Here is a 21,340-nt window from a genome sequence, read left to right as displayed (position 1 = left end):
TTTGCGAATTGGCGTGTCCGGCGCGACGGCGATGATTTTGCTAGAAATTCAGAAGCTGCTTACGTTTGCTGGCAATAAAACCCAATAAAGCAGAGCCAAATAGCCAAACGGCGGAAGGAACCGGCACAGCGGTTACCGAAACTTGCCAGCCCACATCTTTCAGCGCGGCGAGGTCGAGTTGCGTAAATACTTTGCGCGTGCCGACGCGCAAAGTAGGGTCCATGGCGGCTTCTTGCTCAATCCCGTTTACCGTGCTTTTGGTGCCCTCTAACCAATGAACCTTATCGCCCTCCAGTGGTACATTGCCGCCATAAGCCGCTACCGCATTGGCACCGGTAAAGCCGGTGCCTGAGGCTTGATTATCCCACGAGTCCGAACTGCCTAGGCCTAATAAGTGGCCTAACTCATGCAGTGCCACCGAATAAAAATCATTACCGCTGAATGTCTCGGTGGTAGAAAGATCCGTGTCGAAATACCAGTTTGCCGAACTGCTGAAGGTCAATTGACCACCCCATGGCGCAAAATCAGTTGCTGACGGGCCGGTCGTATTTGACTGTCCTCGTTGTGCTGCATTGGTCAAAAAATCTTGGGTGCCGCTGACGCTGTAACCGCCATAGCCGCCATAGCCCAGGTTGCCTGCTCCCATGGCTTGTCCGCCAACAAACACTGTCAGTGTGTCGGCTGCCACGCTGAAATTGCTCAGAGTCGTGCTGGCGCCGGTATCAGGACGTTGAAATACCGCGCTGAAATTATTGATGCCGCCGGATGTAATCGCAGTCAAGCTGTCGGTTAAGATACCTCCCAAAAACCCGCCTGCGGCATCCAGGATGTCTCGTCTACTTGCGTTGCTGCCGGAGAAAAATCCGCCGTCGTAGGTGTAGTCGAAATTGATGACGACTGCCTCTGTTGATTGGCTGGCGGCCAGCAACACGACGCCGGCTAATGCGGATGGTTTAATAAGCATGAATTTAACTCGTTCAAGTTGGTTAATAATTGCTGCGGTGCCTGGTCTTGATTCAGACTCGACTACTTTACAGCGCTAGATCTTGTTCTCGGTGGGCGCATTCAGTAATGCAATGCACTGATGGTTGCCGTAGGCGGAAAGTAACATCGCAAACATTAGGCGCGCAAGCATTTTATTCGAAACACATCGAAAGATTGTTCTTTGTGGAAATTTATTTTACCTGGCAACCACGGTTTGGATAGTGCTATCTAGAAAAACGAGAGTGTTCGATCAGAAAGCCGACTAAAATAGGCGCTCGCGCGCCTGCTTGAATACTCGGCAGGCAGCCCTACATAATTAGAATAAACATACTAAGTCCTTTTGAAAAACTACACTGCTACTTATTCGGTCGGAATCGATCTAGGTACCACCCATACGGTGGTCGCGTACTCCGATATAGGCGATCCTGCTAAAGCTATTCACTTGTTCGAAATTCCTCAGTTGATCGCGCCAGGCGAAGTGAGCGCCAAGCCGCTATTACCGTCGGTGCGATACCATCCCGCGCCAGGCGAAATAACGGAAGAAGCCGGGTTTTTGACTCAGGAAAAAGGCGCTGTGCTTGGCGAAGCGGCGCGCTTGCTGGGTGCAAAGTCGCAAGGTCGATTGGTTACTAGCGCTAAAAGCTGGTTGTCGCACACCTCGGTCGATCACAGCGCGGCCATTTTGCCCTGGGGCAGTGACGAATCGGTATTTAAAGTCTCGCCGCTGGAAGCCAGTGCTAGTTATTTGCGACATGTCTGCGCCGTTTGGGAGCACCGTTTTCCCAAAGCACCACTTGCGCTTCAGGAAGTAGTGATTACGGTGCCAGCGTCCTTTGACGAGTCCGCGCGATCCTTAACATTGGAGGCGGCCAAAATGGCTGGCTTGAGTGCTGTCAGGTTGTTGGAGGAGCCTCAAGCGGTTTGTTACGACTGGCTGCGCCGGCATGCCGGTACCATCAAATCCAGTCTGGCCGATAGCCGGTTATTGCTGGTTTGCGATGTCGGTGGTGGTACTACCGATTTGACCTTGATCAAGATTGAGCAGGGGGCTGAGGAGCCTAAGCTGACGCGCATAGGTGTCGGCGACCACCTGATGTTGGGGGGCGACAATATTGACCTGACTCTGGCGCATCTAGCGGAAAGCCGCTTGCGAACCGGCGATAAAAAACTCTCGACAGCCGATTTATCGCAATTGCTGGAGCAATGTCGGGTCGCCAAGGAACAGCTATTAGCCGATGACGCGCCCGAGCAGGTTGCCATAACCTTGTTGGGTGGCGGCTCCAGGTTGATTGGCGGCACAAAAAGTACGTCGCTGAGCAAAGAAGAGGTTAAGCAAATTGCATTGGATGGCTTTTTACCTATGTCCGGCTTGCAAGACCTGCCGGATAGGAAGCGTAGCGGCGTAGTGGAGTTTGGCTTGCCCTATGCGGCGGAGCCGGCTATCAGTAAGCATATTGCCGCCTTTTTGCAAATGCATGCCCAGGCTGCGCAAATGGCGTTGCGAGGAACCGGAGCAGAGCATCAAATTGTCCCCGACGCCTTATTACTGAACGGCGGCGTGTTTCGCAGTTCGGCCATGGTGCAACGCTTAATCGATTTATTAGCCAATTGGCGCGGCGGGCAACCCCCCTTATTGCTGGATAACAGCCATCCGGAATTGGCGGTGGCTTACGGCGCGGTCAGTTATGCGGTTGCCCGCCGCGATAAGAAGTTGAAAATCGGCGGTGGCGCCGCCCGTAGTTATTTTCTGCTGGTTGATGCCGCGGCCAAAAGTGGTGATGGGAAGCTTGGCGGGCATGGCGTTTGTATCTTGCCGAAAGGTAGCGAGGAAGGTCATGAGATTCTGTTGAACGATCGGCAATTCGCTCTTAGGGTTGGGCAACCGGTACGTTTTCATTTGTTGTCCAGTAGCGGAGACAGTACTTATCAGCCAGGCGACATTGTCGAACTCGATGACGAACGTTTTCATAGCTTGCCTCCCCTAGCGGTGGCATTCGAAGGCCAACAAAAAACCGAAGTGGCGGTGCAATTACTGGCAACTTATACGGAAGTCGGTACCTTGCAAATACAGTGCGTGGCGGTGGACGATTCCAGCCAGCGATGGGACGTAGAGTTTCAGATTCGTAAAAAGGCCCAAATTATCGCCAACGCCGAACTGCCTGGCCAATTACCGCAAGCGCTGGAAAAAATTCAGGCCGTATTCGGCGCCAAATCCAAACAAGTCGATCCGCAGGCTGTAAAAATTTTGCGCGCCGAGCTGGAAAAAGTGCTCGCTGCACCGCGCGGCGACTGGCAAACCCCGTTGCTGCGCGAGTTGTTTACGGCCTTGTTGGAAGGCAGTAAATATCGGCGGAGGAGCGAACAGCACGAACGCCTCTGGTTAAGTCTGGCCGGTTTTTGCTTGCGGCCAGGTTTTGGCTACCCGCTTGACGATTGGCGGGTAGAGCAGCTTTGGAAGCTATATGCGGAAGGCTTGCAATTCGTCAACGAAAAGCAAAACTGGGCCGAATGGTGGACCTTATGGCGGCGCGTTGCCGGCGGCTTGAGTGCGGATGCCCAGCAACGCATCTTTAACGACATCGCTAAATACATTAACCCGGCTGCCGCGCGCCAGCCCGGCGTCTCTAAGCAACTGGCGACACGCGGTTACGAAGATATGGTGCGTTTGGCGGCGGCGCTGGAAAGACTGACAATTACCGATAAAATTCAACTGGGCGAATGGCTGCTAAAGCGTCTGGAAAAAGCCGGGGAACCCGAGCAAAGTTGGTGGGCGGTCGGCCGTATCGGCGGACGGATTTTGTTTCACGGCAGCAATCATCAGGTTATTCCAGCCGCCACGGTAGAGAGTTGGCTGCAACAGCTACTGAAAGCTGACTGGAAAAAGCTAACTCAGGCCGGCTTTGCTGCCACCTTGCTGGCCAGGCGATGCGATGATCGGGCCAGGGACATCGACGATCAGCTGCGCACGCAGGTTATCGACAAGCTCAAACAAACTAAATCCCCATCTTCCTGGATAGACATGGTCGCCGAATTCAAACAACTGGACGAACAACAGGAAAAACAAGTCTTCGGTGAGGCGTTACCTCCGGGCTTGAAACTAATCGTTTAATGCTAAGCTTTGTGATGCCGATATAACAATCAACAGCGGCAGGCTACCTGAACCGGAAACTGGCATAGAAATCGCATTATCCTGTTCTGTAGCGGTTTTTCACTCTGAAAGCATATTAAACGACAAAAACATGGCAGATAAATACGGCATAGACAGTCATAAACTGGTGTATCACCCGCAACGGGTGGCGCAATGGTTGGATGGCAAGCATGATTGGCAGCTCGCGAAAGCCGTATATCCCATCTACATGGAAGTCTCCCCGGTAGGGGCCTGCAACCATCGTTGCACCTTCTGTGCTGTCGATTACATCGGATATAAAGCGCAGCGCCTGGATGTCAAAATTCTGGCGGAGCGTTTGGCCGAGATGGGTAAGCTTGGTGTGAAAAGCATCATGTACGCCGGCGAAGGCGAGCCAATGTTGCACAAGGAGATTAACGACATCGTCAAATGGACTTTCGATGCCGGTATCGATGTGTCTTTCACCACCAACGGCACCTTGATGAATCAACGTTTTGTCGAGCAATCCTTGCCGCTGGTATCGTGGATCAAGGTGTCGCTAAATGCCGGCAGCGCCGAAAATTATGCAGCCATCCATCAATCCAAGGCATCCGATTTTGACTTGGTGCTGAACAATCTGCGTCGCGCGGTCGAACATAAAAAAGCCCAGCAATTATCCTGTGCTTTGGGCGCACAAATTCTATTGTTGCCGGAAAATCAGCACGAAGTAACCACGCTGGCAAAAATCTGCCGAGAAATCGGTTTGGATTATCTGGTCGTCAAGCCGTATTCCCAACATCTATTCAGCGAAACCCGCCGCTACGAAAGTTTGCGCTACGACAATCTGTTAGGCATGGCCGAAGAACTGGCCCAATTCAATGGCGACGGTTTTAACGTGGTCTTTCGCGAGCAGACCATGAAGAACTACAGCCAATCGGAAACCGAACGCTATAAAACTTGCCACGCCACGCCTTATTTTTGGGGCTATATCATGGCTGACGGCGAAGTCTACGGCTGCAGCGCTTATTTGACCGATCAACGCTTTGCCTACGGCAATATCCAGGAGCATTCTTTTCAGGACATCTGGGAAGGCGAGAAGCGCCGGCAGAACTGGCAGTACATCAGCCAGGAACTGGATATCAGCCAATGCCGCAAAAATTGCCGGATGGAAGCGGTCAACCAATATCTGGACAAACTCACGGCCAATCAGCCGGCCCATATCAATTTTATCTAGGACAGACGCATGAAAGTATTGGTTACCGGCGGCGCGGGATTTATTGGCAGTCATTTGAGTCGCGAGTTATGGCAACAAGGCCATCAGGTCAGCGTTATTGATAGTCTGGTTGGCGGCCGCAAAGAAACCATCGCCGATTTGCTCGGCCAGGAACGTTTCGAATTCCATCACGCCGATATTCGCGATGCTGACGCCATCGCACCTTTGTTCTCTGGGATCGACTGGGTATTCCACTTAGCCGGCCTAGCCGACATCGTTCCGTCCATCGAGCAGCCACGCGCGTATTACGAGACCAATGTCAGCGGTACATTTAACGTATTGGAAGGCGCGCGCGCCGCCGGTATCAAGCGATTTGTCTATGCGGCTTCGTCGTCCTGTTACGGCATTCCAGATCAATTTCCCACGCCGGAATCCACGCCCGTTCAGCCACAGTATCCTTATGCTTTAACCAAATACTTGGGTGAGGAGCTGGTGATGCACTGGGCACAGCTCTATGACTTGCCTGCTGTGTCGCTGCGTTTATTCAACGTTTATGGCCCGCATGCCCGGACTACCGGCGCTTACGGCGCGGTGTTCGGGGTATTTCTGGCGCAAAAGATTAACGGTAAACCCTTTACCGTGGTCGGCGACGGCACACAGACTCGGGACTTTACCTATGTCACCGATGTGGCCAACGCCTTTATTGCAGCCGCCGAATCGGCGCTTTGCGGAGAGATCATGAATGTCGGTAGCGGCGGTACTTATAGCGTCAACCAGTTGGTGGGATTGTTGGGCGGCCCTATCGAATACATCCCCAAGCGGCCGGGCGAGCCCGATTGCACCTTTGCCGATACCGGCAAAATCAAGGCAAAACTCGGTTGGCAGCCGCAAGTCAGTTTCGAGCAAGGCGTCGCCAACATGCTGGCGCATATCGATTACTGGCGAAACGCGCCGTTGTGGACTTCGACATCGATAGCCGCTGCTACTGCCGACTGGTTTAAATACCTGGACAAATAAGGAGAGGCTGATGGCTATCGGACTAGCGGCAGCGGATTTTGCAAACTTATTGAATAACAGCGTATTTACCGATGCGCAGGCTCAAACCCTGGACGGCGAATCGGTGATTCAGCAATTGCTTGCCGAATTTGCCAGAGTGCGCGAACAGCAGGCCAAAATCATGGTGCTGGGCAACGGCGGCAGCGCGGCGATTGCCAGTCACGTGATCACCGATTTGCGTAATGTCGGCGGTTTGTGCGCGTTGACCTTGCACGAAGCCGCGCCCTTGACCTGTTTTACCAACGATTTTGGTTATGAGCAGGCTTTTGCCAAACAAATCGCCGCATTTGCCAACCCCGACGATTTATTGATCGCGATCAGCAGTTCCGGGCAATCCTTGAATATCGTCAATGCGGTGCAGGCTGCTAATGCCAAAGGCTTGCCGGTCATGACCTTAAGTGGCTTCAAAGCCGACAATCCGCTCCGTAAACTGGGGCGCTGGAATTGCTGGCTGGACAGCAGTCATTACGGCATGGTCGAGTTGGGGCATCTGTTCGTGTTGCACCATATTACCGATCATCTGCTCAGGAAATAAGCTCATGTCCACGGAAAAAATCGTTTCTATCGAACAACTGGCGCAGCGTGCCGCCGAACTGAAAGCGCAAGGCAAAACCGTGGCTTTATGCCATGGAACTTTTGATTTACTGCATATCGGCCATATCCGTCATCTGCAAAGCGGAGCAAGGCAGGCAGATGCATTATTGGTTAGCGTCACCGCCGACGAATATGTCAATAAAGGCCCCGGTCGGCCGGTGTTCAACCAATATTTGCGTGCTGAAAACATTGCGGCACTGGCTTGCGTCGATAGTGTGGCGATCAACCATGCGATTACCGCCGTGGAAGTATTGGATCAGGTGAAGCCTGATTTATATGTGAAGGGTAGCGATTACAAAAGCACCAGCGACGATCTGACCGGCAATATCCAGCACGAAAAAGACGCCGTGGAACGGCACGGCGGCAGGATTTACTTTACCGACGAACTCACGTCTAGTTCGACGCGCTTATTAAACGAATATTTTGAGGTGTTCTCCCCGGAAATCTCAGCGTACCTGGATCAGTTCAAGGAAACGGTCGGCGCCAACGAGATTATCGACAAACTCAAGGCCTTAAGCGGTTTGAATGTACTGGTGGTCGGCGAAGCGATAGTCGACGAATACCATTACACCTCGCCCTTGGGGCAGACCGGCAAAGGCAATGTGTTTTCGGTGAAATACAACGACTACGAACGCTTTGCCGGCGGCGCTATCGCGGTGGCGAATCACGTTGCGGAATTTGCCCATAACGTGACTTTGCTGTCCGGTCTAGGCGCTACCAAAAGTCACGAAGATTTTATTCGTACCAATTTGAACCCGGCCATCGATCCAGTGTTTTTCTTTAGCCAGGATCGGCCGACGATTGTGAAGCGACGCTATGTCGATGCCGACATCGCCAAGTTATTTGAAGTGTATTTTTATAACGATGCGCCGTTGCCGGAGGACACCAATCGCAAGATCGTGGCTTGGCTGGACAAACATTTGCGCGATTACGATGTGGTGATCGTGCCGGATTTCGGTAACGGCTTTATCTCCAATCAAATGGTTGCGGCCTTGTCCAAAGGCGCTAAATATCTGGCGGTGAATGCGCAGGTTAACAGCGGCAATCGGGGGTATCACTTGATCACACGTTATCCGAACGCGGATTTCTTGTCATTGAACGAGCCGGAGTTACGGCTAGCGAGCCACGATAGAGGTGCTGCCATTGAGGAATTGGCCGGCCAGTTGGCCGACAAATTAAGTGCACAGCATATCGCCATCACCCGCGGTACTAAAGGTGCGTTGATGCTGGATCAAACCAAAACCGCATACAAGATTCCCGCCTTGTCCTCCAAAGTGGTGGATCGGATTGGGGCCGGCGACGCCTTCCTGTCCGTAGCTGGCTTGTGCTTGGGTGGCGGGCTGTCGCCGGAGCAAGCCTTGTTCGCCGGTAGCGCCGCGGCCGCGCTGGATGTGCAGATTGTCTGTAACCGCGAACCGGTGCGGGCAGTGGCTTTATTCAAATACATTACCACCTTGTTGAAATGACAGACATGAACTCCGCGCCTGCCGATTTGAAGCAGCTGTATTATCAAATGTTGCGCATCCGCCGTGCCGAGGAAGCGATTGCCCGGCGCTATGCCGAACAGCAAATGCGTTGTCCCACCCATCTTTGCATCGGTGAAGAAGCTATTGCAGTGGGGGTTAGCGCGCATTTGACCAACCAGGACAAGGTGTTCAGCAATCATCGCGGCCACGGCCATTATTTGGCTAAAGGCGGTGATTTGCCGCGCCTGCTGGCGGAGTTGTACGGCTATGCCGAAGGCTGCTGCGGCGGCCGGGGTGGGTCGATGCATTTGACCGACCTGAAAGCCGGGTTTGTTGCGTCCACGCCTATCGTCGGCGGCACCGTGCCATTAGCCGCCGGTTATGCCTGGGCCGAGCAGATGAAAAAATCCGGCGCCGCACTGGGATGTGCCAGTGTCGCGGGAGGCAGGATGCCGGAAGCGACCAACGTGGTGGTGATTTTCTTCGGGGACGGCTGCTTTGAAGAAGGCGTGATGCACGAAACGATGAATTTTGCGGTGTTGAAACAATTGCCGTTGCTGTTTATCTGCGAGAACAATCAATACTCGGTGATGACACCGTTGGCCGAACGCCAACCCAAACGCGATATTTATAAAATAGCCGCCGCCCACGGCTTGAACGCGGTTAGCGGCGACGGTAATCGGGTCGATGAAGTATATGAACTGGCGCGAATAGCGGTTGGCAACACCAGGAATGGCTTGGGCCCGCAGTTTTTGGAATTGCATACTCACCGCTGGCCGGAACACTGCGGGCCCAACGAAGACGACGATTTGGGCTATCGCAGCCCCGGTGAATTGGCCGAGTGGAAATTGCGCTGTCCCCTGCTGCAAACCCGGCAGACCTTGCTTGATGCGCAGTTGAGTGATGATGCCGAACTAGCGCAAATGGAAACCCGCTTGGCCGATGAAATCGAGCAAGCATTTTCCTGGGCCTTGCAAGGTACTCGCCCAACTATAGAAAGTATGAGGCAGCATCTGTATGCGTGATGTAAGGATGATGACGTACGGCGAGGCGATCCGCGAAGCCTTGGACGATGCCTTAGCCAAGCATCCGGAGATGTTGTTGATTGGTGAGGGCGTGCCGGACCCGAAGACCATCTTTGCTACAACTCAGGGTTTGCGCGAGAAGTACGGCGCCGAGCGGGTGTTTGACATGCCTTTGGCGGAAAACGGCATGACTGGTATTTGTATCGGCGCGGCCTTGGCCGGCATGCGGCCGGTGCTGGTACATCAGCGTATCGATTTTGCCTTGCTGTCGGTCGATCAGTTGATCAATAACGCCGCCAAGTGGCATTACATGTTTGACGGCCAACAAAAAGTGCCGTTGGTAATTCGCGTCATCATTGGTCGCGGTTGGGGGCAGGGGCCGCAACATTCGCAAAGTCTGCAAGCCATGTTTGCGCAAGTGCCGGGCTTGAAAGTGGTGATGCCGACCACGGCTGGCGATGCCTACCATTTTATGCTGGACGCGATTGCCGATAATAGTCCGGTGCTGTTTATCGAACACCGCTGGTTACACCATGTCCAAGGTGAGGTCGACAAACATCGTCCGGCGGCCGAGTTGTCCGGCGCGGCTTTGCTGCGGCAAGGCACCGATATTACCTTGGTAGCATTCTCGCACATGAGCATAGAAGCCTTGAAAGCCGCCACGGTATTGGCTAGGTATGGTGTCGACGCCGAAGTCTTGGATATGCGTTGCGTCAGCAGCTTGGATGTGGATAGCGTTGCCGGATCGCTGGCAAAAACCGGCGGCAAATTGCTAGTAGCGGATTGCGCGCCGGAAATGGCGTCAATTGGTCATCAGTTGCTATCCAAACTGGTGTTGGCCCATGGACATGGTTTACAACAAGCGCCGCGCTTGATTGCTTATCCCAACCATCCGGTGCCGACCTCGCATTTTGTCGCCAACGAGTACTATCCTGGCGCCGAGCAGATCGCCAGTGCCGTGTTGGACATGGTAGGTCGATCAGAATTAACAGCCTCGGTAATCGGTGCTTTGCAGTCCGATTTGCCCAAAGATCAACCCGACCGCAGTTTCGTCGGCCCGTTTTAACGCATAAAAAAGAGCATCAGACCATGGCTAAAATTGAACAAACCAATCGTTTCGGCAACAGCGCCGTGACCGATATACCCGACAATGTGCCGATGTTCAGTCAACCCGGGCATAAATTGCGTACCTCCAATAACATCGTGGACCGCAGCGCCTTGTCGAACGAATATCAGGTGATCGACACCAGCCAGTTGGCGAAATTGCCCGGACAAAAATTGCAGAGTATTTCGCACGACGACCAGGAGGGTATCATTCGCCTGGAAGCGGGTAATGAACATGAACAGCATGTCCCCAACCAGTTTACCGGCCCCAGTTTCCGCACTCAGCGCGAACGCTTCCGTTTCGACGGACACAAAATGATACATCATTTGGATAGGGTGCAGGCCTGGCAAAACGGCCAACGCTTTGCACCAGTGCATATCGATATGGGGCTGACCAAGTTTTGCAATACCGCCTGTCTGTATTGCTATGCGGTGGTACAGAACATGACCAAGGGCACCATGATTGGCCGCGAAGCGCTGCTCAATTTTGTCCGCGACTGCGGCAAATTGGGGGTGCGCTCCTTGGGATTTATCGGCGACGGCGAACCGACGCTGAACCCGACCCTCTACGATGCTACTGTGCTGGCCGGCGAACTGGGTATCGATACCGCGATGGCCACGAATGGTTTGTTGTTGGATATGGATCGGGCTCACGACTTACTGAAAAATATGAGTTACATCCGCTTTAATCTATCCGCCGGTACCCCGGAAGGCTTCAGGCGAGTGCATCAATCCAAGGAAGTCAATTTTCACTTGTTGATCGATAAGATCCGCGAATTGGTGAAAATCAAAAAAGAAAACAACTACAAATGCACACTGGGTTTGCAGATGGTGCTGATTCCGGAATGCTTCGATGAGGTGTTGGCTGAAGCCAAGCTGGGCGCCGAATTGGGCGTCGATTACTTTGTGATCAAGCATTGTTCCGACTCTGAATACAAAGAGATCGGCATCGACTATGACGCCTACCTAAAAATCGGCGATATCCTGAAACAAGCCGAGGCGCTGAGTAATGACACCTACGTGGTTCAAGCCAAATGGAACAAGATCAATGCGGCTGGCGAAACCAATCTTTACAAGGATGGCTACCGCAAATACGACCAATGTTTCGGCACACCGTTCTTATTGCAGATTTCCGGCAACGGCAAAATCTATCCTTGCGGACCGTTTTTTAACAAAGAGCGTTTTTACATAGGCGATTTGCACACCGATTCCTTTTACGACTTGGTTGCAACCAGCGAACGATATTGGCAGGTACATAGAGACGTGGCAGAGTCGGTGGATGTGCATAAAGACTGCGCCATCGGTTGCCGGCAGGATTATGTGAACAAGTTTTTGTGGGATTTGAAGAATCCGCCGGAACACATTAACTTCATTTGATTGCGCTGGAATGCACGATGAATTCGGCGGTTAAGGACATATTTTTTCTGAATATAGAGGACGCCTACGCGGAGGCGTCCAAGCAACAGAGCATCGTCGACGAATCCGGCAGTGTGCGCCGGCAATATTGCTATTACGACGGGCTGTTGACCGATATTGTGTTGCCGAATTTTATTCAGGTTCCCGCCGACAAGTTTGTCGAGTTTTTTTCGCACAACTCATTACCGATACCGCAACTGATCGCCATTTCTCAAGACGGCGCCGTACATTTCAACGACATGCCCCGCGATGTCATTGACGAAGTGATGCAGTACCGCAATCAATACCGCGTGCCGGACTATGTGCATTTCGATACCTATTTTATCGATCCGCTCCAGGCGTTAAACGTGGCAAAGCAGGCCAATCGAGTGTCTTGCGGCCATCCCACCATAGACGGTTTGCAGATTTGCTATTACCGGGGCGAGTTGCCCGAATCGGACTTACCGAACTTGATACATCTGGAATTGCCGGATTACGAGGAATTTTTCATCCGCTCCCGTTTGCGTATTCCGGAAAATATTGATATTCCCGACGGCTTGGAAGAGGTGGTTAAGGCCGCCATCCGGCAGGATATTGCCGCAGCCGGTGAATCGATCAAGCGCAGGCGACTGTGGTTGATCCAACAATTGCTGAACAAAGCCAAGGCCTTGCCACCGCGTTGGGTCGGCAATCGGCCGCCGCGGATATTTATCCCGACGAGTCGTTTGACCACCGTTATGCAATATAGCTCGCAAGGCTTGGCCAAGGCCTTTGCCGCTCTGGGTTGGGAGGTGCTGTTTTACATTCAGGATAACGACATGGAAGGCAGCAATATGGTCGATATGCTGGAAAAATATATCGATTTCGACCCGCATGCCTGCTTGTACGTCAATAGCTTGAACAACAGTTTCATGCACGACGATATTGTCAATATCGTCTGGTGGCAGGATTTGATGCCGCAATTGAAAGATTCCCAGCCGCTGAAATGGCGAGCCAGGGATTTCAATTTCTCGATTTCGCCGTTGTTTGATCGTTATCTGGAGCAACGCCAGGCCGCCTTGGTGCAACGCTTACATTTTGTGATAGACGATGTGGTGTTTCATGCCGGTAACAATCAGGCGCGAGCCGACAAGATTGTGTTCGTCGGCAGTTCCTATCTGCCGGTGATCAATATCGACAATAGCCAACATCGGCAGGCTTTGGATAGCTTGATTGCGGCGATGGAATCCGGCGCTTGCTTTGACGAAGCGAGCGTGCGGCAAATTGCCGAGACCAGCGGGCTAAGTTATGAATTTGTGTTCTGGAAATTACTGCATTATGTGATTCGCGATTATTCGGTGAAGTGGCTATGCGCCGATCCCGACCTGCCGGTGGATGTTTACGGACGCTACTGGGACCAGGATGCCGAAGTGGCACCGTTTTATCGAGGCGAATTGCCGCACGGCGAAGCAGTGGCAGAGGTTTACCGTTCTGCCCGCTATGCCTTGGTTTGCCATCCATTCGAAATCAATTCGCAAAGGTTGGCTGAAGCGGCCGCCTGCGGCTGCATCCCTGTGGTTTACGATTGCCGGGATGTAGCCGAACCGCCGTATTGGGACGACTATTGCTTGTTCTTCAAGACGGCCGATCAGTTGCGAAATATTCTGCATAGCCGCTTGCAACCGGCCAAGCCGCCGGAGGGCCTGGCCCGACAGTTTACGTACAAGGCCGCAGTCCGGCGTTTAATCGATTTAACCGATTTACGCGCGCTGAGTAATGCCGAGCATATCAGAGCACTGGAGTCGGTAGCCGTTTTGCCGGCACTCTGTGGCGAGAGCGTATTGCTAATCAGTAACTTGGAGTTTGGGCGGCAAACGTGTCTTGCCAATCTGCAAAACAATCTGTTGTGCCTGGCCGAATCTCGCCCCGAGTTAGGCCAAGCCCTATTGGCCGCCTGGCCGCACCAGCAAATAGCCATCACGGTCGATCAAGATATCGCCGGCGAATACTGGCGGATTTCGGTGGAGAGGGATGGCAAAGAAAGCTATCGGCTCGATAATATTGCACTGCTCGAGCATAAAGGCTTGATCGAGAACAACGTTGCCGAGATGACCCGTGAAAATACCTGCTGCTATGCTTTGGTTGGGTTAGGTTCTGGTTACGAGTTATTGGCAGCATTTGACGCGACTGCTCTACCGATCACTGAGATGGCAGAATTTGAAGTACCTGTTTATCTGATCGAATCCAAGCCGGAGATATGGCTATTGAATCTGCTATTGCATGATTTACGGCCTCTATTATTTGCCCCGCGAGTACGCATTTATCACGATGAACATGCCGAGGCCGATTTATTTGTCGAGTTTTCGAAATTCGAAGCCGCTGTACCGGACGTGTTGTTCAATCTTGATCCGCAAGCGCAGATTGCGGCAGAGCGAGTTTATCAATTATCCACGCTAGCCAAGCAAGATAAAGCCGAGCGGCACCTTGTAAATTTGCAACAAATTGCCGATTACTATCGCGGTATCACAGCAGATGAGTGGCGACGGAAATTTAATCCGGAACATGCCGGCCAATTGCGCGTACTGGGGTATATCTCGCGTTTCTCCAGTTTTCTCAAATACTGCATGCGCGACTGGCTGGACGGCTTCGAGCGCTTGGGCGCGACGATCCGCTTTTGTAGCGAAACTGAAAATTATTACTTAAGCAATATCGAGCATTTAATAGACGAGATCAATAGTTTCAAGCCGGACATTATCCTGACCATAGATCATTTTCGGCATGAATTTGCTGGCATTCCCGAGTCCGTGCCATTTGTAAACTGGATACAGGATATGTTGCCCAATATCACCGGTAACACATTGGGGATGACTAAAATGGATTTTACCTTCGTGTTTTCTCAACATTGGTTGGCAATGAACGGAGGGTCTTTGTACAAAGACTTCCCGGTCGAGTATCTGCCTGTGGGATTTAATGATCATTATTATCATCCGGAGCAGACCAAAGTTTTCGAATACGACTTTCTGGTGATCAGTCATTTGGTCGATGCGGAACGGACGTTTCTAGCGTTTGAAAATGTTCCCTTCGAAGATTGGCGTTTCGATCATCATGAAGTTGCGCTATTGGATCAGGGAAAATTCGAGCGTGCCGAGTTAGTCGACATCTACCGATGCGTAATGGCTTATTTGCAAGAATTGTCGGCCAACCAGTTTCATCAGCTCAGAGTAGATAGTCAAAGTAACGGCTTTTCCGCCATTGTGGCGTTTTTGAAAAGCCAAGGCGTTTTAGTGGACGCCGAGGCAGTCAATTTATTGTTGGCTGGAAGCGCTACCCGGTTTCATTTTGACTATTTGCTGAGAATGAAAACGGCACCGATTGCCGCCTTGATCGATGCGGACTTGAATATTAAATTGGCGCTCTATGGCAGAAATTGGGACAGATTTGACCGGTTTTCGCCTTATGCCAAAGGTATTGCCGACAACGGCGAATTTATTAACCGCCTAATGAATTGCTCGAAAATCTGTTTTAACGGCAGTCCGGGGACGACGCTACATATGCATGCTCTGGAAATAATGGCATCCGGAGCCTTCATGCTGTCCCGGGCCATCTACAAAGATGGCGCGCCACTAGCCGATTACTATGACGAGTATGAAGTGGCCTATTACAACGATGAAGCCGATCTCGTCGAGAAGGTTAAGTATTATCTAGCCAACGGCGAAATACGCGGGAAAATGGCCGAGCGAGCTTATCAAAAAACTATCGGGTTGTTTTCTTATCAGGCTATTTCCGGGCGGGTTTTGGATTCTATATGTAATAGATTCGGTGGTAATTAGCCGGTTAGTTTGTTTCAGGATAGCGGAGTAATGGTATGTTGATGAGTGGTCAAGAGTTTGGCGAGTTATTGGGGGTGAAACCCTTGCCAAACTTACATCTGGAAATATCGTTGGGCTGCAATATCAGTTGTGCCATGTGTACTTTTCACGATAATTTGAAAAAATTCCGAGTGATGTCCGCTGCTCAAGTTAAAAATTTGAAATCGGGTTTCGACTATTTCGGTCAAATTCATATTGGCGACGGTAGTGAACCGTATATCAATCCGGATTTATTCGAAATCGTCCGCTATTTAAGCGATATGGGTGCCAAAGTTTCGGTCCAGACTAATGCCAAGTTGATCAGGACCGCTGCCGATGCCGAGAAATTGGTTAAATCCGGATTGATGCTGTTGTCGCTTTCGGTCGACGGCGTCAACGACGCTACGGTGCGTAAAATCCGAGGCGGCCTGGGATTTAGTGAAATTTCCCGGGCTATAGATTTAATCAACGAGGCTAAATTGCGTTTGAATTCAAGTACTCCGCATTTGGCAAGTAACGCTGTTGCCATGCGCTGTAATTTGGATGAACTGCCAGACCTGGCGAGCTATCTGCTTGATAACGGTTTTTGCTCATTTCGCATTGGTTTTTTGGAGTTACGGAAACCCAATAACGACTTGGTCGGAGAACTGCTGATTTACGATATTCCGAAGGCGATAGAGACTGTGGCGCGGGTCAGAAAACTTGTGGAGTGCCATCCAAAAGCCATGCATTTTGATGACAGCATTTTTCAAGTCGGCGTCGGTTTGTTAAGGCGCGAACAATGCACCGGATATCAGGACAGATTATACGTCAATCATGCCGGCGATCTTTGGACCTGCTATGGCAAACAGAAATTAGGCAATATATTTGAAAACGGCCTGGAAGGGCTGATAGTTTCCGATACTTACGCTACTTATAAGCGACAAGTGACAGAGCCCGGGAATCCGATTTGTCAGGCCTGCACTTTTTGCCAGATTATGTCCTTAGATAAAGTAACCGATCATTTTGGAAAAAAAGCGCTGGAGTATTATTCTCTTGAGAAAATAGATGAATCCATTAGCTATGCTAACTCAGGCGGTGAAGTGAGAGATTTTTGGCGAGATGCGGCTTTAACCGCTTAAGCTATTTTACAAACATAATAAGAAGCAGACTGGATACTCGTTAAATAAGTCAGATATTACAGGAATGATTAAGCATATTTCTATTTTCATGCCCACCGAAAGTGCGTTTCATCGGCGGTTGTTCGGCTTTATAGGTTTAGCGTTTCAAAAGCAAGGCTTATTAGTCAGCGGAGCTTGCAAACTATTGAATGAGACGGAAATAAGGGACTGGGTCAGGGAGAAAAAGCCTTGTGCTATTTTTGAAATGAACCGGGTTAAGGATGAAATTCCGGTATTGCACGAGCTGAATATTTTACATATTTCCTGGGTGGTCGATATGCAAGGCCGTTGTGAAAGTGACATTACCGGTAGCGATATTACCTATGCCTTGGACCCTGGATGGCTGGCAAACTTTAAACCTGGCGGATATTTGGATTGGATGCCGCCCGGTACCTGTGTCGAGACCTATTTTCCTGAAAATATTGCGAGCGATAGCAATACTGAGTTCAGCTTTATTGGTCATATTCCTCAACCGTGGACGACACAAGAGTTATCGAGGGTTTTGCATCCGGATAATCCGCGCGTCACTTTTGAGATGTTGCTCAAACGATATAGCGAATATATGGATATCAATACTTATTGTGAGCAAACTCACGAGTCCTGTGTCGGTATAATTGATCGGATCGCAAGCGAATTGCTGGGGTATTCGTGCGCGCTGAGTGATGATATTTATTACGATCTACTAATTCGCATAAAACGCATGAGTAATCGTACCGAATTGATCGATTTTGCATTGCGATATTCCGAGTCAATTGCTATTTACGGTAGTCAGAACTGGCGTGTGTGGAGTAAGTACCGGCAGTATTATCGCCGTTTTATAGAGAATCCGTTGGAACTCAACAGAGTTCATCAAAAATCTAATATCAATTTGCACGATGGGATTTCCTTTCATTTTCGTGCTATCGATTGCATGGCTTCGGGCGGATTGTTGATGTGGTATGACTATCGCGATGGCGATAAGTACGATAGCTATAATCCCGGAAGAGCAATTTATACTCGCGGACTTTCGGATTTTTTTACACCGCAATTTCATTATTACGAGTTTAAATGGCTGGATTTTGACGATGTTTACCAGCAATTGAAAAGTATCCGCTATCAAGGCAGTCAGGCGCAAAAACAAACGCTGGAACTTATTAAAAACCATCATACTTGGGGCGTCCGCGCCGAGCAGATTCTCGAACATATTCAAGCGTTGTAGTACGTCCGGACTAGTTATTAATTTTTTAATTTGAATCGCCACCGCGTGTTAATAGATTATTCAAAAAACAATTTACAGGAATATCACGTTAGTGCTGTTCCCTTCGTCGGCCTACAGCAGGAGTTTGCCGAACGCCGACAATTGCTGACAGCCGCTTTCGAGTCGGTAGGGCATTCCGCAAACTATATTTTGCGAGATGACGTAAGAGCGTTCGAGACGGCCATCGCCGATAAACTGGCGGTGAAGTTTGCGATAGGCGTCAATAGTGGTACCGACGCATTGTTTTTGGCGTTGAAAGCCTTGGGTATTGGTGCCGGCGACGAAGTGATAACCGTTGCGCATACTTTTGTGGCAACACTGGCGGCTATCGTGCATTGCGGTGCCAAGCCGGTGCTTATCGATATCGGCCAGGACTTTAATCTCGCGCCCGACGTTTTACAGGCGGCAATTACGCCAGCTACCAAGGCGATCATTCCTGTGCACATGAATGGCCGTTGCTGCGATATGCCGGCTATATTGGCAATAGCCGAACAATATGGGGTGCCGGTGGTTGAAGACGCAGCCCAAGCGCTGGGAGCGCATATTGATGGTCGGTATGCCGGTAGTTTCGGCAAATTGGGCGCCTTTAGTTTGCATCCGATGAAAAACCTGCATTGTTACGGAGACGGAGGGTTGGTGATCACTAACGATCCGTTACTGGCGGAGAAAATCCGGATACTGCGCAACCACGGCCAGAATGAAAACAAGGATTTGATGACATTTGGTTTCAATTCCCGGTTGGATAATCTGCAAGCCGCCTTGTTGAATGTGAATTTGCGGTATTTTGCGGATGATATCGATAGACGTCGGCAGATAGCTGCTCGCTACCATGCCGGGCTTAGCGATTGCCGTGGTGTGGATTTGCCGGTTTCCTGTCAGTCCAGTGGGTATTTTGATGTGTTCAGCGCTTATCCGCTACTTTGCCGGGATCGGGCTGGATTGATCAGACATTTGCAATCACGGCACATAGAATGCTTCGTTCATTGGCCGCAGCCCTTACACCTAAATCCGCATTTGCGGCTGGCACCGGTTTCCCTGCCCATGACCGAGAGGGTGGCCCGCGAAGTGTTGTCATTGCCGATACATCCATTTCTGGACGATGCGCAATGCGATTATGTGATTGCGTCAGTCAGGGAGTTTGCCGGTGGCCGTTAATTATTTCATTACCGGAATCTGCGGCTTCGTCGGCAGTGAACTGGCTATCGCGTTGGCGAAAGCAGGCTATCGGGTTGCGGGCGTAGACAGAATGATGCCGCATGCTGACACGGCCGGCGAGTTTGCCACGCTAGGTATTCGGTATCATCATTTGGATTTACTGGACAGGAGTGGCTTAGCGCCGTTACTGACCGATATAGACATTGTGGTGCATGCTGCCGGCGTATCACGGGTTAGCGATGCACGAGCCAACCCAATGGAATGCGTCAACTCCACGGTTCTGGCGACTACTAACTTAATAGAATTACTCGCCGGAGCGGCTCACAAGCCTTTGATTATCTATCTTAGCACCCGCGAAGTTAGTTACTACGATACGTTGGACGACACTCAGGTCAATGTCGATCATATCTATGCAATATCCAAAAAATCTGCCGAGCAATTGCTGTTGGCGTTCGCCAATAGCTACGAGATGCCGTTAGCGATTTGCCGGCTGTCGGATGTTTACGGTGGAAAGCGCGATCACGTCAACAAGTTGTTGCCGACGTTTGTAAAGCGCGCCAAGCAAAATCAGGCGGTAAGAGTGTTGAATAACCAAACCCGCTTTCATTTCACTCACATCCAGGATGTCATCGATTCGATTTTGGATATTGTTATGTTGTTGCAAACATCAGGACATAGGCAGCGGTGTTTCGAATTGTGGTCGGATGAGTCATACACCGCCGAAGAGTTGGCGGCCTTGGTAGTATCTAGTTTTAAGTCCAACTCGCGTATCGATTACGCTGTGCACGGTGTGGTGCAGGATATCGGGCGAATTCGGCTTGAGTCTCGGACCTGGCAGTTCTCACCCAAATTCAGTCTGAAGGAAGAATTGAATCGCCTTTCGGAAAGTTATTAGCCGGGCGGCTCTAAAAGGTATTGTTTTAGCCGGTAAATTAGCCCTGAAAGCCCATCTACCTGAATGGATTTGTTGTTGCTGTAAGCTGCGAGCTCGGCAAATCTATCCAGCAAAGTATCAATATCGTGCAACGGATAGCGGAAAATGTTTTCCTCGGGGTAATCGCCTTGCAGCGCAGCAAAATTCAAGTCAACTTTTAAGACATCTGCCAGATCTATGGCGGTACGCATCTCAGCCAAGGTGCTGTTCATCACCACATAGTTCCAACGGACCAGTTTACGGCCGCTCCGATTAGTCGCTTGAGCCGATGCCAAAAAGTGCAATGTCGCCATCACTTGCCGGTAACTCAGCCCTAGCCGTATTTTTTCGAATGTCGATTGCTGAACGCCGTCTATCGACAGCAGAAAAAACACCGGATTGTCATGCTCGGTCAGCGCGGCAATTCGCTCCTCGGTCAGCAGGCTGCCGTTGGTGATCACATATTTGACGAGATCGGGATTGTCGGTCGTGTCGAATTGACGCAGATAATTGAAAAAGCTCTTGCTGCTGAATACCTCGCCACCTTGCCAGCGGAATACCTTGGCTGTTGGTCGCAGTATTTCCAGTTTTTGCAATATTTCCTCCGAATGCCGCATGTCGCTCATGTGTGGTTGCGGACACATGATGCAGTCGGCATTGCAGCGTAATACCGGCTGGGTGTCGACATAGATTGGCAAGCCGGACAGCACTTGCGCCTTGTTGCTGTATTCGCCGATGACCGCGGCGATATTTCGATTTAGGGCAGAGTCTGTGGCGGGCAGTTCAAAGTCCAAGTTAATCAATTCGTTAGCTGGCGGCGGCTTATCCGGTCCGTCTTTACGGCCACGCAAATAGGGACATTCTATTTCGCAGCCGGCGGCTATGTAATCCCCCTCCGCTATCAGCCGTCGAACAGTTTGTGCGGCGCCAGAATTCCAGAGTTGCGCAATACTGTGTTGATGAATATTTCCGAAGCGGCTACGGTTTTGCGGACAGCAGGTGACGTGCCCTGCGGCATTGATCCAGAGATCTGCCCAGGGGTGTATGCAATGATGATGCTCGGCCGTATTTTGCAAATCCGAGAATGTTGCCGGTTTGTTCATTT

The 21,340-nt window shown here is 51.0% G+C and carries 15 protein-coding genes; 13 read left to right on the top strand and 2 right to left on the bottom strand.

Features of this window, described 5'->3' with window-relative positions; translation table 11 throughout:
• Positions 1-40: 40 nt before the first annotated feature.
• Positions 41-964, bottom strand: coding sequence for a matrixin family metalloprotease (locus DDY07_RS15295; RefSeq protein ID WP_171696497.1), 924 nt, complete (start codon positions 962-964; stop codon positions 41-43).
• A gap of 360 nt (positions 965-1,324) precedes the next feature.
• On the opposite strand from DDY07_RS15295, the gene DDY07_RS15290 reads away from it, so the two are divergent.
• From DDY07_RS15290 to DDY07_RS15230, 13 genes are all read left to right on the top strand, one after another.
• Positions 1,325-4,093 (top strand): Hsp70 family protein, encoded by a 2,769-nt coding sequence (locus DDY07_RS15290; protein ID WP_171696496.1) that lies wholly within the window; start codon positions 1,325-1,327, stop codon positions 4,091-4,093.
• A gap of 130 nt (positions 4,094-4,223) precedes the next feature.
• Positions 4,224-5,324: a radical SAM protein gene (locus DDY07_RS15285; RefSeq protein ID WP_171696495.1), complete on the top strand. Its 1,101-nt coding sequence runs from the start codon at positions 4,224-4,226 to the stop codon at positions 5,322-5,324.
• A gap of 9 nt (positions 5,325-5,333) precedes the next feature.
• On the top strand, positions 5,334-6,320 hold the full coding sequence (locus DDY07_RS15280; RefSeq protein WP_171696494.1) for an SDR family oxidoreductase: 987 nt from the start codon (positions 5,334-5,336) through the stop codon (positions 6,318-6,320).
• Between the two features lie 10 nt (positions 6,321-6,330).
• Positions 6,331-6,894 carry an SIS domain-containing protein gene (locus DDY07_RS15275; RefSeq protein ID WP_171696493.1) on the top strand — a complete coding sequence of 188 codons (564 nt, stop codon included), beginning with the start codon at positions 6,331-6,333 and terminating at the stop codon, positions 6,892-6,894.
• A 4-nt stretch (positions 6,895-6,898) separates the two neighbouring features.
• Positions 6,899-8,419: a PfkB family carbohydrate kinase gene (locus DDY07_RS15270; RefSeq protein WP_033157196.1), complete on the top strand. Its 1,521-nt coding sequence runs from the start codon at positions 6,899-6,901 to the stop codon at positions 8,417-8,419.
• Positions 8,416-9,444, top strand: a complete 1,029-nt coding sequence (locus DDY07_RS15265) for a thiamine pyrophosphate-dependent dehydrogenase E1 component subunit alpha (RefSeq protein WP_171696492.1) — start codon at positions 8,416-8,418, stop codon at positions 9,442-9,444. The genes DDY07_RS15270 and DDY07_RS15265 overlap by 4 nt, the downstream gene beginning before the upstream one ends.
• Positions 9,437-10,510: an alpha-ketoacid dehydrogenase subunit beta gene (locus DDY07_RS15260; protein WP_171696491.1), complete on the top strand. Its 1,074-nt coding sequence runs from the start codon at positions 9,437-9,439 to the stop codon at positions 10,508-10,510. Before DDY07_RS15265 ends, DDY07_RS15260 begins: the two co-directional genes overlap by 8 nt.
• Before the next feature lie 23 nt (positions 10,511-10,533).
• Positions 10,534-11,925, top strand: a complete 1,392-nt coding sequence (locus DDY07_RS15255; RefSeq protein WP_171696490.1) for a radical SAM protein — start codon at positions 10,534-10,536, stop codon at positions 11,923-11,925.
• Between the two features lie 17 nt (positions 11,926-11,942).
• Positions 11,943-15,752 carry a glycosyltransferase gene (locus DDY07_RS15250; RefSeq protein WP_171696489.1) on the top strand — a complete coding sequence of 1,270 codons (3,810 nt, stop codon included), beginning with the start codon at positions 11,943-11,945 and terminating at the stop codon, positions 15,750-15,752.
• A gap of 35 nt (positions 15,753-15,787) precedes the next feature.
• On the top strand, positions 15,788-16,891 hold the full coding sequence (locus DDY07_RS15245) for a radical SAM protein (RefSeq protein ID WP_171696488.1): 1,104 nt from the start codon (positions 15,788-15,790) through the stop codon (positions 16,889-16,891).
• A 64-nt stretch (positions 16,892-16,955) separates the two neighbouring features.
• Complete coding sequence (locus DDY07_RS15240) at positions 16,956-18,128, top strand: glycosyltransferase (protein ID WP_171696487.1); 1,173 nt, start codon at positions 16,956-16,958, stop codon at positions 18,126-18,128.
• Positions 18,129-18,173: 45 nt separating this feature from the next.
• Positions 18,174-19,322 (top strand): DegT/DnrJ/EryC1/StrS family aminotransferase, encoded by a 1,149-nt coding sequence (locus DDY07_RS15235; protein ID WP_171696486.1) that lies wholly within the window; start codon positions 18,174-18,176, stop codon positions 19,320-19,322.
• On the top strand, positions 19,312-20,217 hold the full coding sequence (locus DDY07_RS15230) for an NAD(P)-dependent oxidoreductase (protein WP_171696485.1): 906 nt from the start codon (positions 19,312-19,314) through the stop codon (positions 20,215-20,217). The genes DDY07_RS15235 and DDY07_RS15230 overlap by 11 nt, the downstream gene beginning before the upstream one ends.
• Here the strand turns inward: DDY07_RS15230 and DDY07_RS15225 are convergent.
• Positions 20,214-21,338, bottom strand: a complete 1,125-nt coding sequence (locus tag DDY07_RS15225; RefSeq protein WP_171696484.1) for a radical SAM protein — start codon at positions 21,336-21,338, stop codon at positions 20,214-20,216. The two genes, DDY07_RS15230 and DDY07_RS15225, sit on opposite strands and share 4 nt — an antisense overlap.
• Positions 21,339-21,340: the final 2 nt, after the last annotated feature.

It is taken from the genome of Methylomonas sp. ZR1, from assembly GCF_013141865.1.
Taxonomy (GTDB): domain Bacteria; phylum Pseudomonadota; class Gammaproteobacteria; order Methylococcales; family Methylomonadaceae; genus Methylomonas.
Note: the sequence above shows the minus strand (reverse complement) of the source record. Positions and strands in the feature narration are given on the sequence as shown.

Excerpts from the sequence above, each read along its gene's own strand:
- DDY07_RS15295 (WP_171696497.1), bottom strand. The coding sequence starts at position 964 with ATGCTTATTAAACCATCCGCATTAGCCGGCGTCGTGTTGCTGGCCGCC.
- DDY07_RS15265 (WP_171696492.1), top strand. The coding sequence starts at position 8,416 with ATGACAGACATGAACTCCGCGCCTGCCGATTTGAAGCAGCTGTATTAT.
- DDY07_RS15275 (WP_171696493.1), top strand. The coding sequence starts at position 6,331 with ATGGCTATCGGACTAGCGGCAGCGGATTTTGCAAACTTATTGAATAAC.
- DDY07_RS15285 (WP_171696495.1), top strand. The coding sequence starts at position 4,224 with ATGGCAGATAAATACGGCATAGACAGTCATAAACTGGTGTATCACCCG.
- DDY07_RS15240 (WP_171696487.1), top strand. The coding sequence starts at position 16,956 with ATGATTAAGCATATTTCTATTTTCATGCCCACCGAAAGTGCGTTTCAT.
- DDY07_RS15245 (WP_171696488.1), top strand. The coding sequence starts at position 15,788 with ATGTTGATGAGTGGTCAAGAGTTTGGCGAGTTATTGGGGGTGAAACCC.
- DDY07_RS15260 (WP_171696491.1), top strand. The coding sequence starts at position 9,437 with ATGCGTGATGTAAGGATGATGACGTACGGCGAGGCGATCCGCGAAGCC.
- DDY07_RS15225 (WP_171696484.1), bottom strand. The coding sequence starts at position 21,338 with ATGAACAAACCGGCAACATTCTCGGATTTGCAAAATACGGCCGAGCAT.
- DDY07_RS15270 (WP_033157196.1), top strand. The coding sequence starts at position 6,899 with ATGTCCACGGAAAAAATCGTTTCTATCGAACAACTGGCGCAGCGTGCC.
- DDY07_RS15255 (WP_171696490.1), top strand. The coding sequence starts at position 10,534 with ATGGCTAAAATTGAACAAACCAATCGTTTCGGCAACAGCGCCGTGACC.
- DDY07_RS15280 (WP_171696494.1), top strand. The coding sequence starts at position 5,334 with ATGAAAGTATTGGTTACCGGCGGCGCGGGATTTATTGGCAGTCATTTG.
- DDY07_RS15250 (WP_171696489.1), top strand. The coding sequence starts at position 11,943 with ATGAATTCGGCGGTTAAGGACATATTTTTTCTGAATATAGAGGACGCC.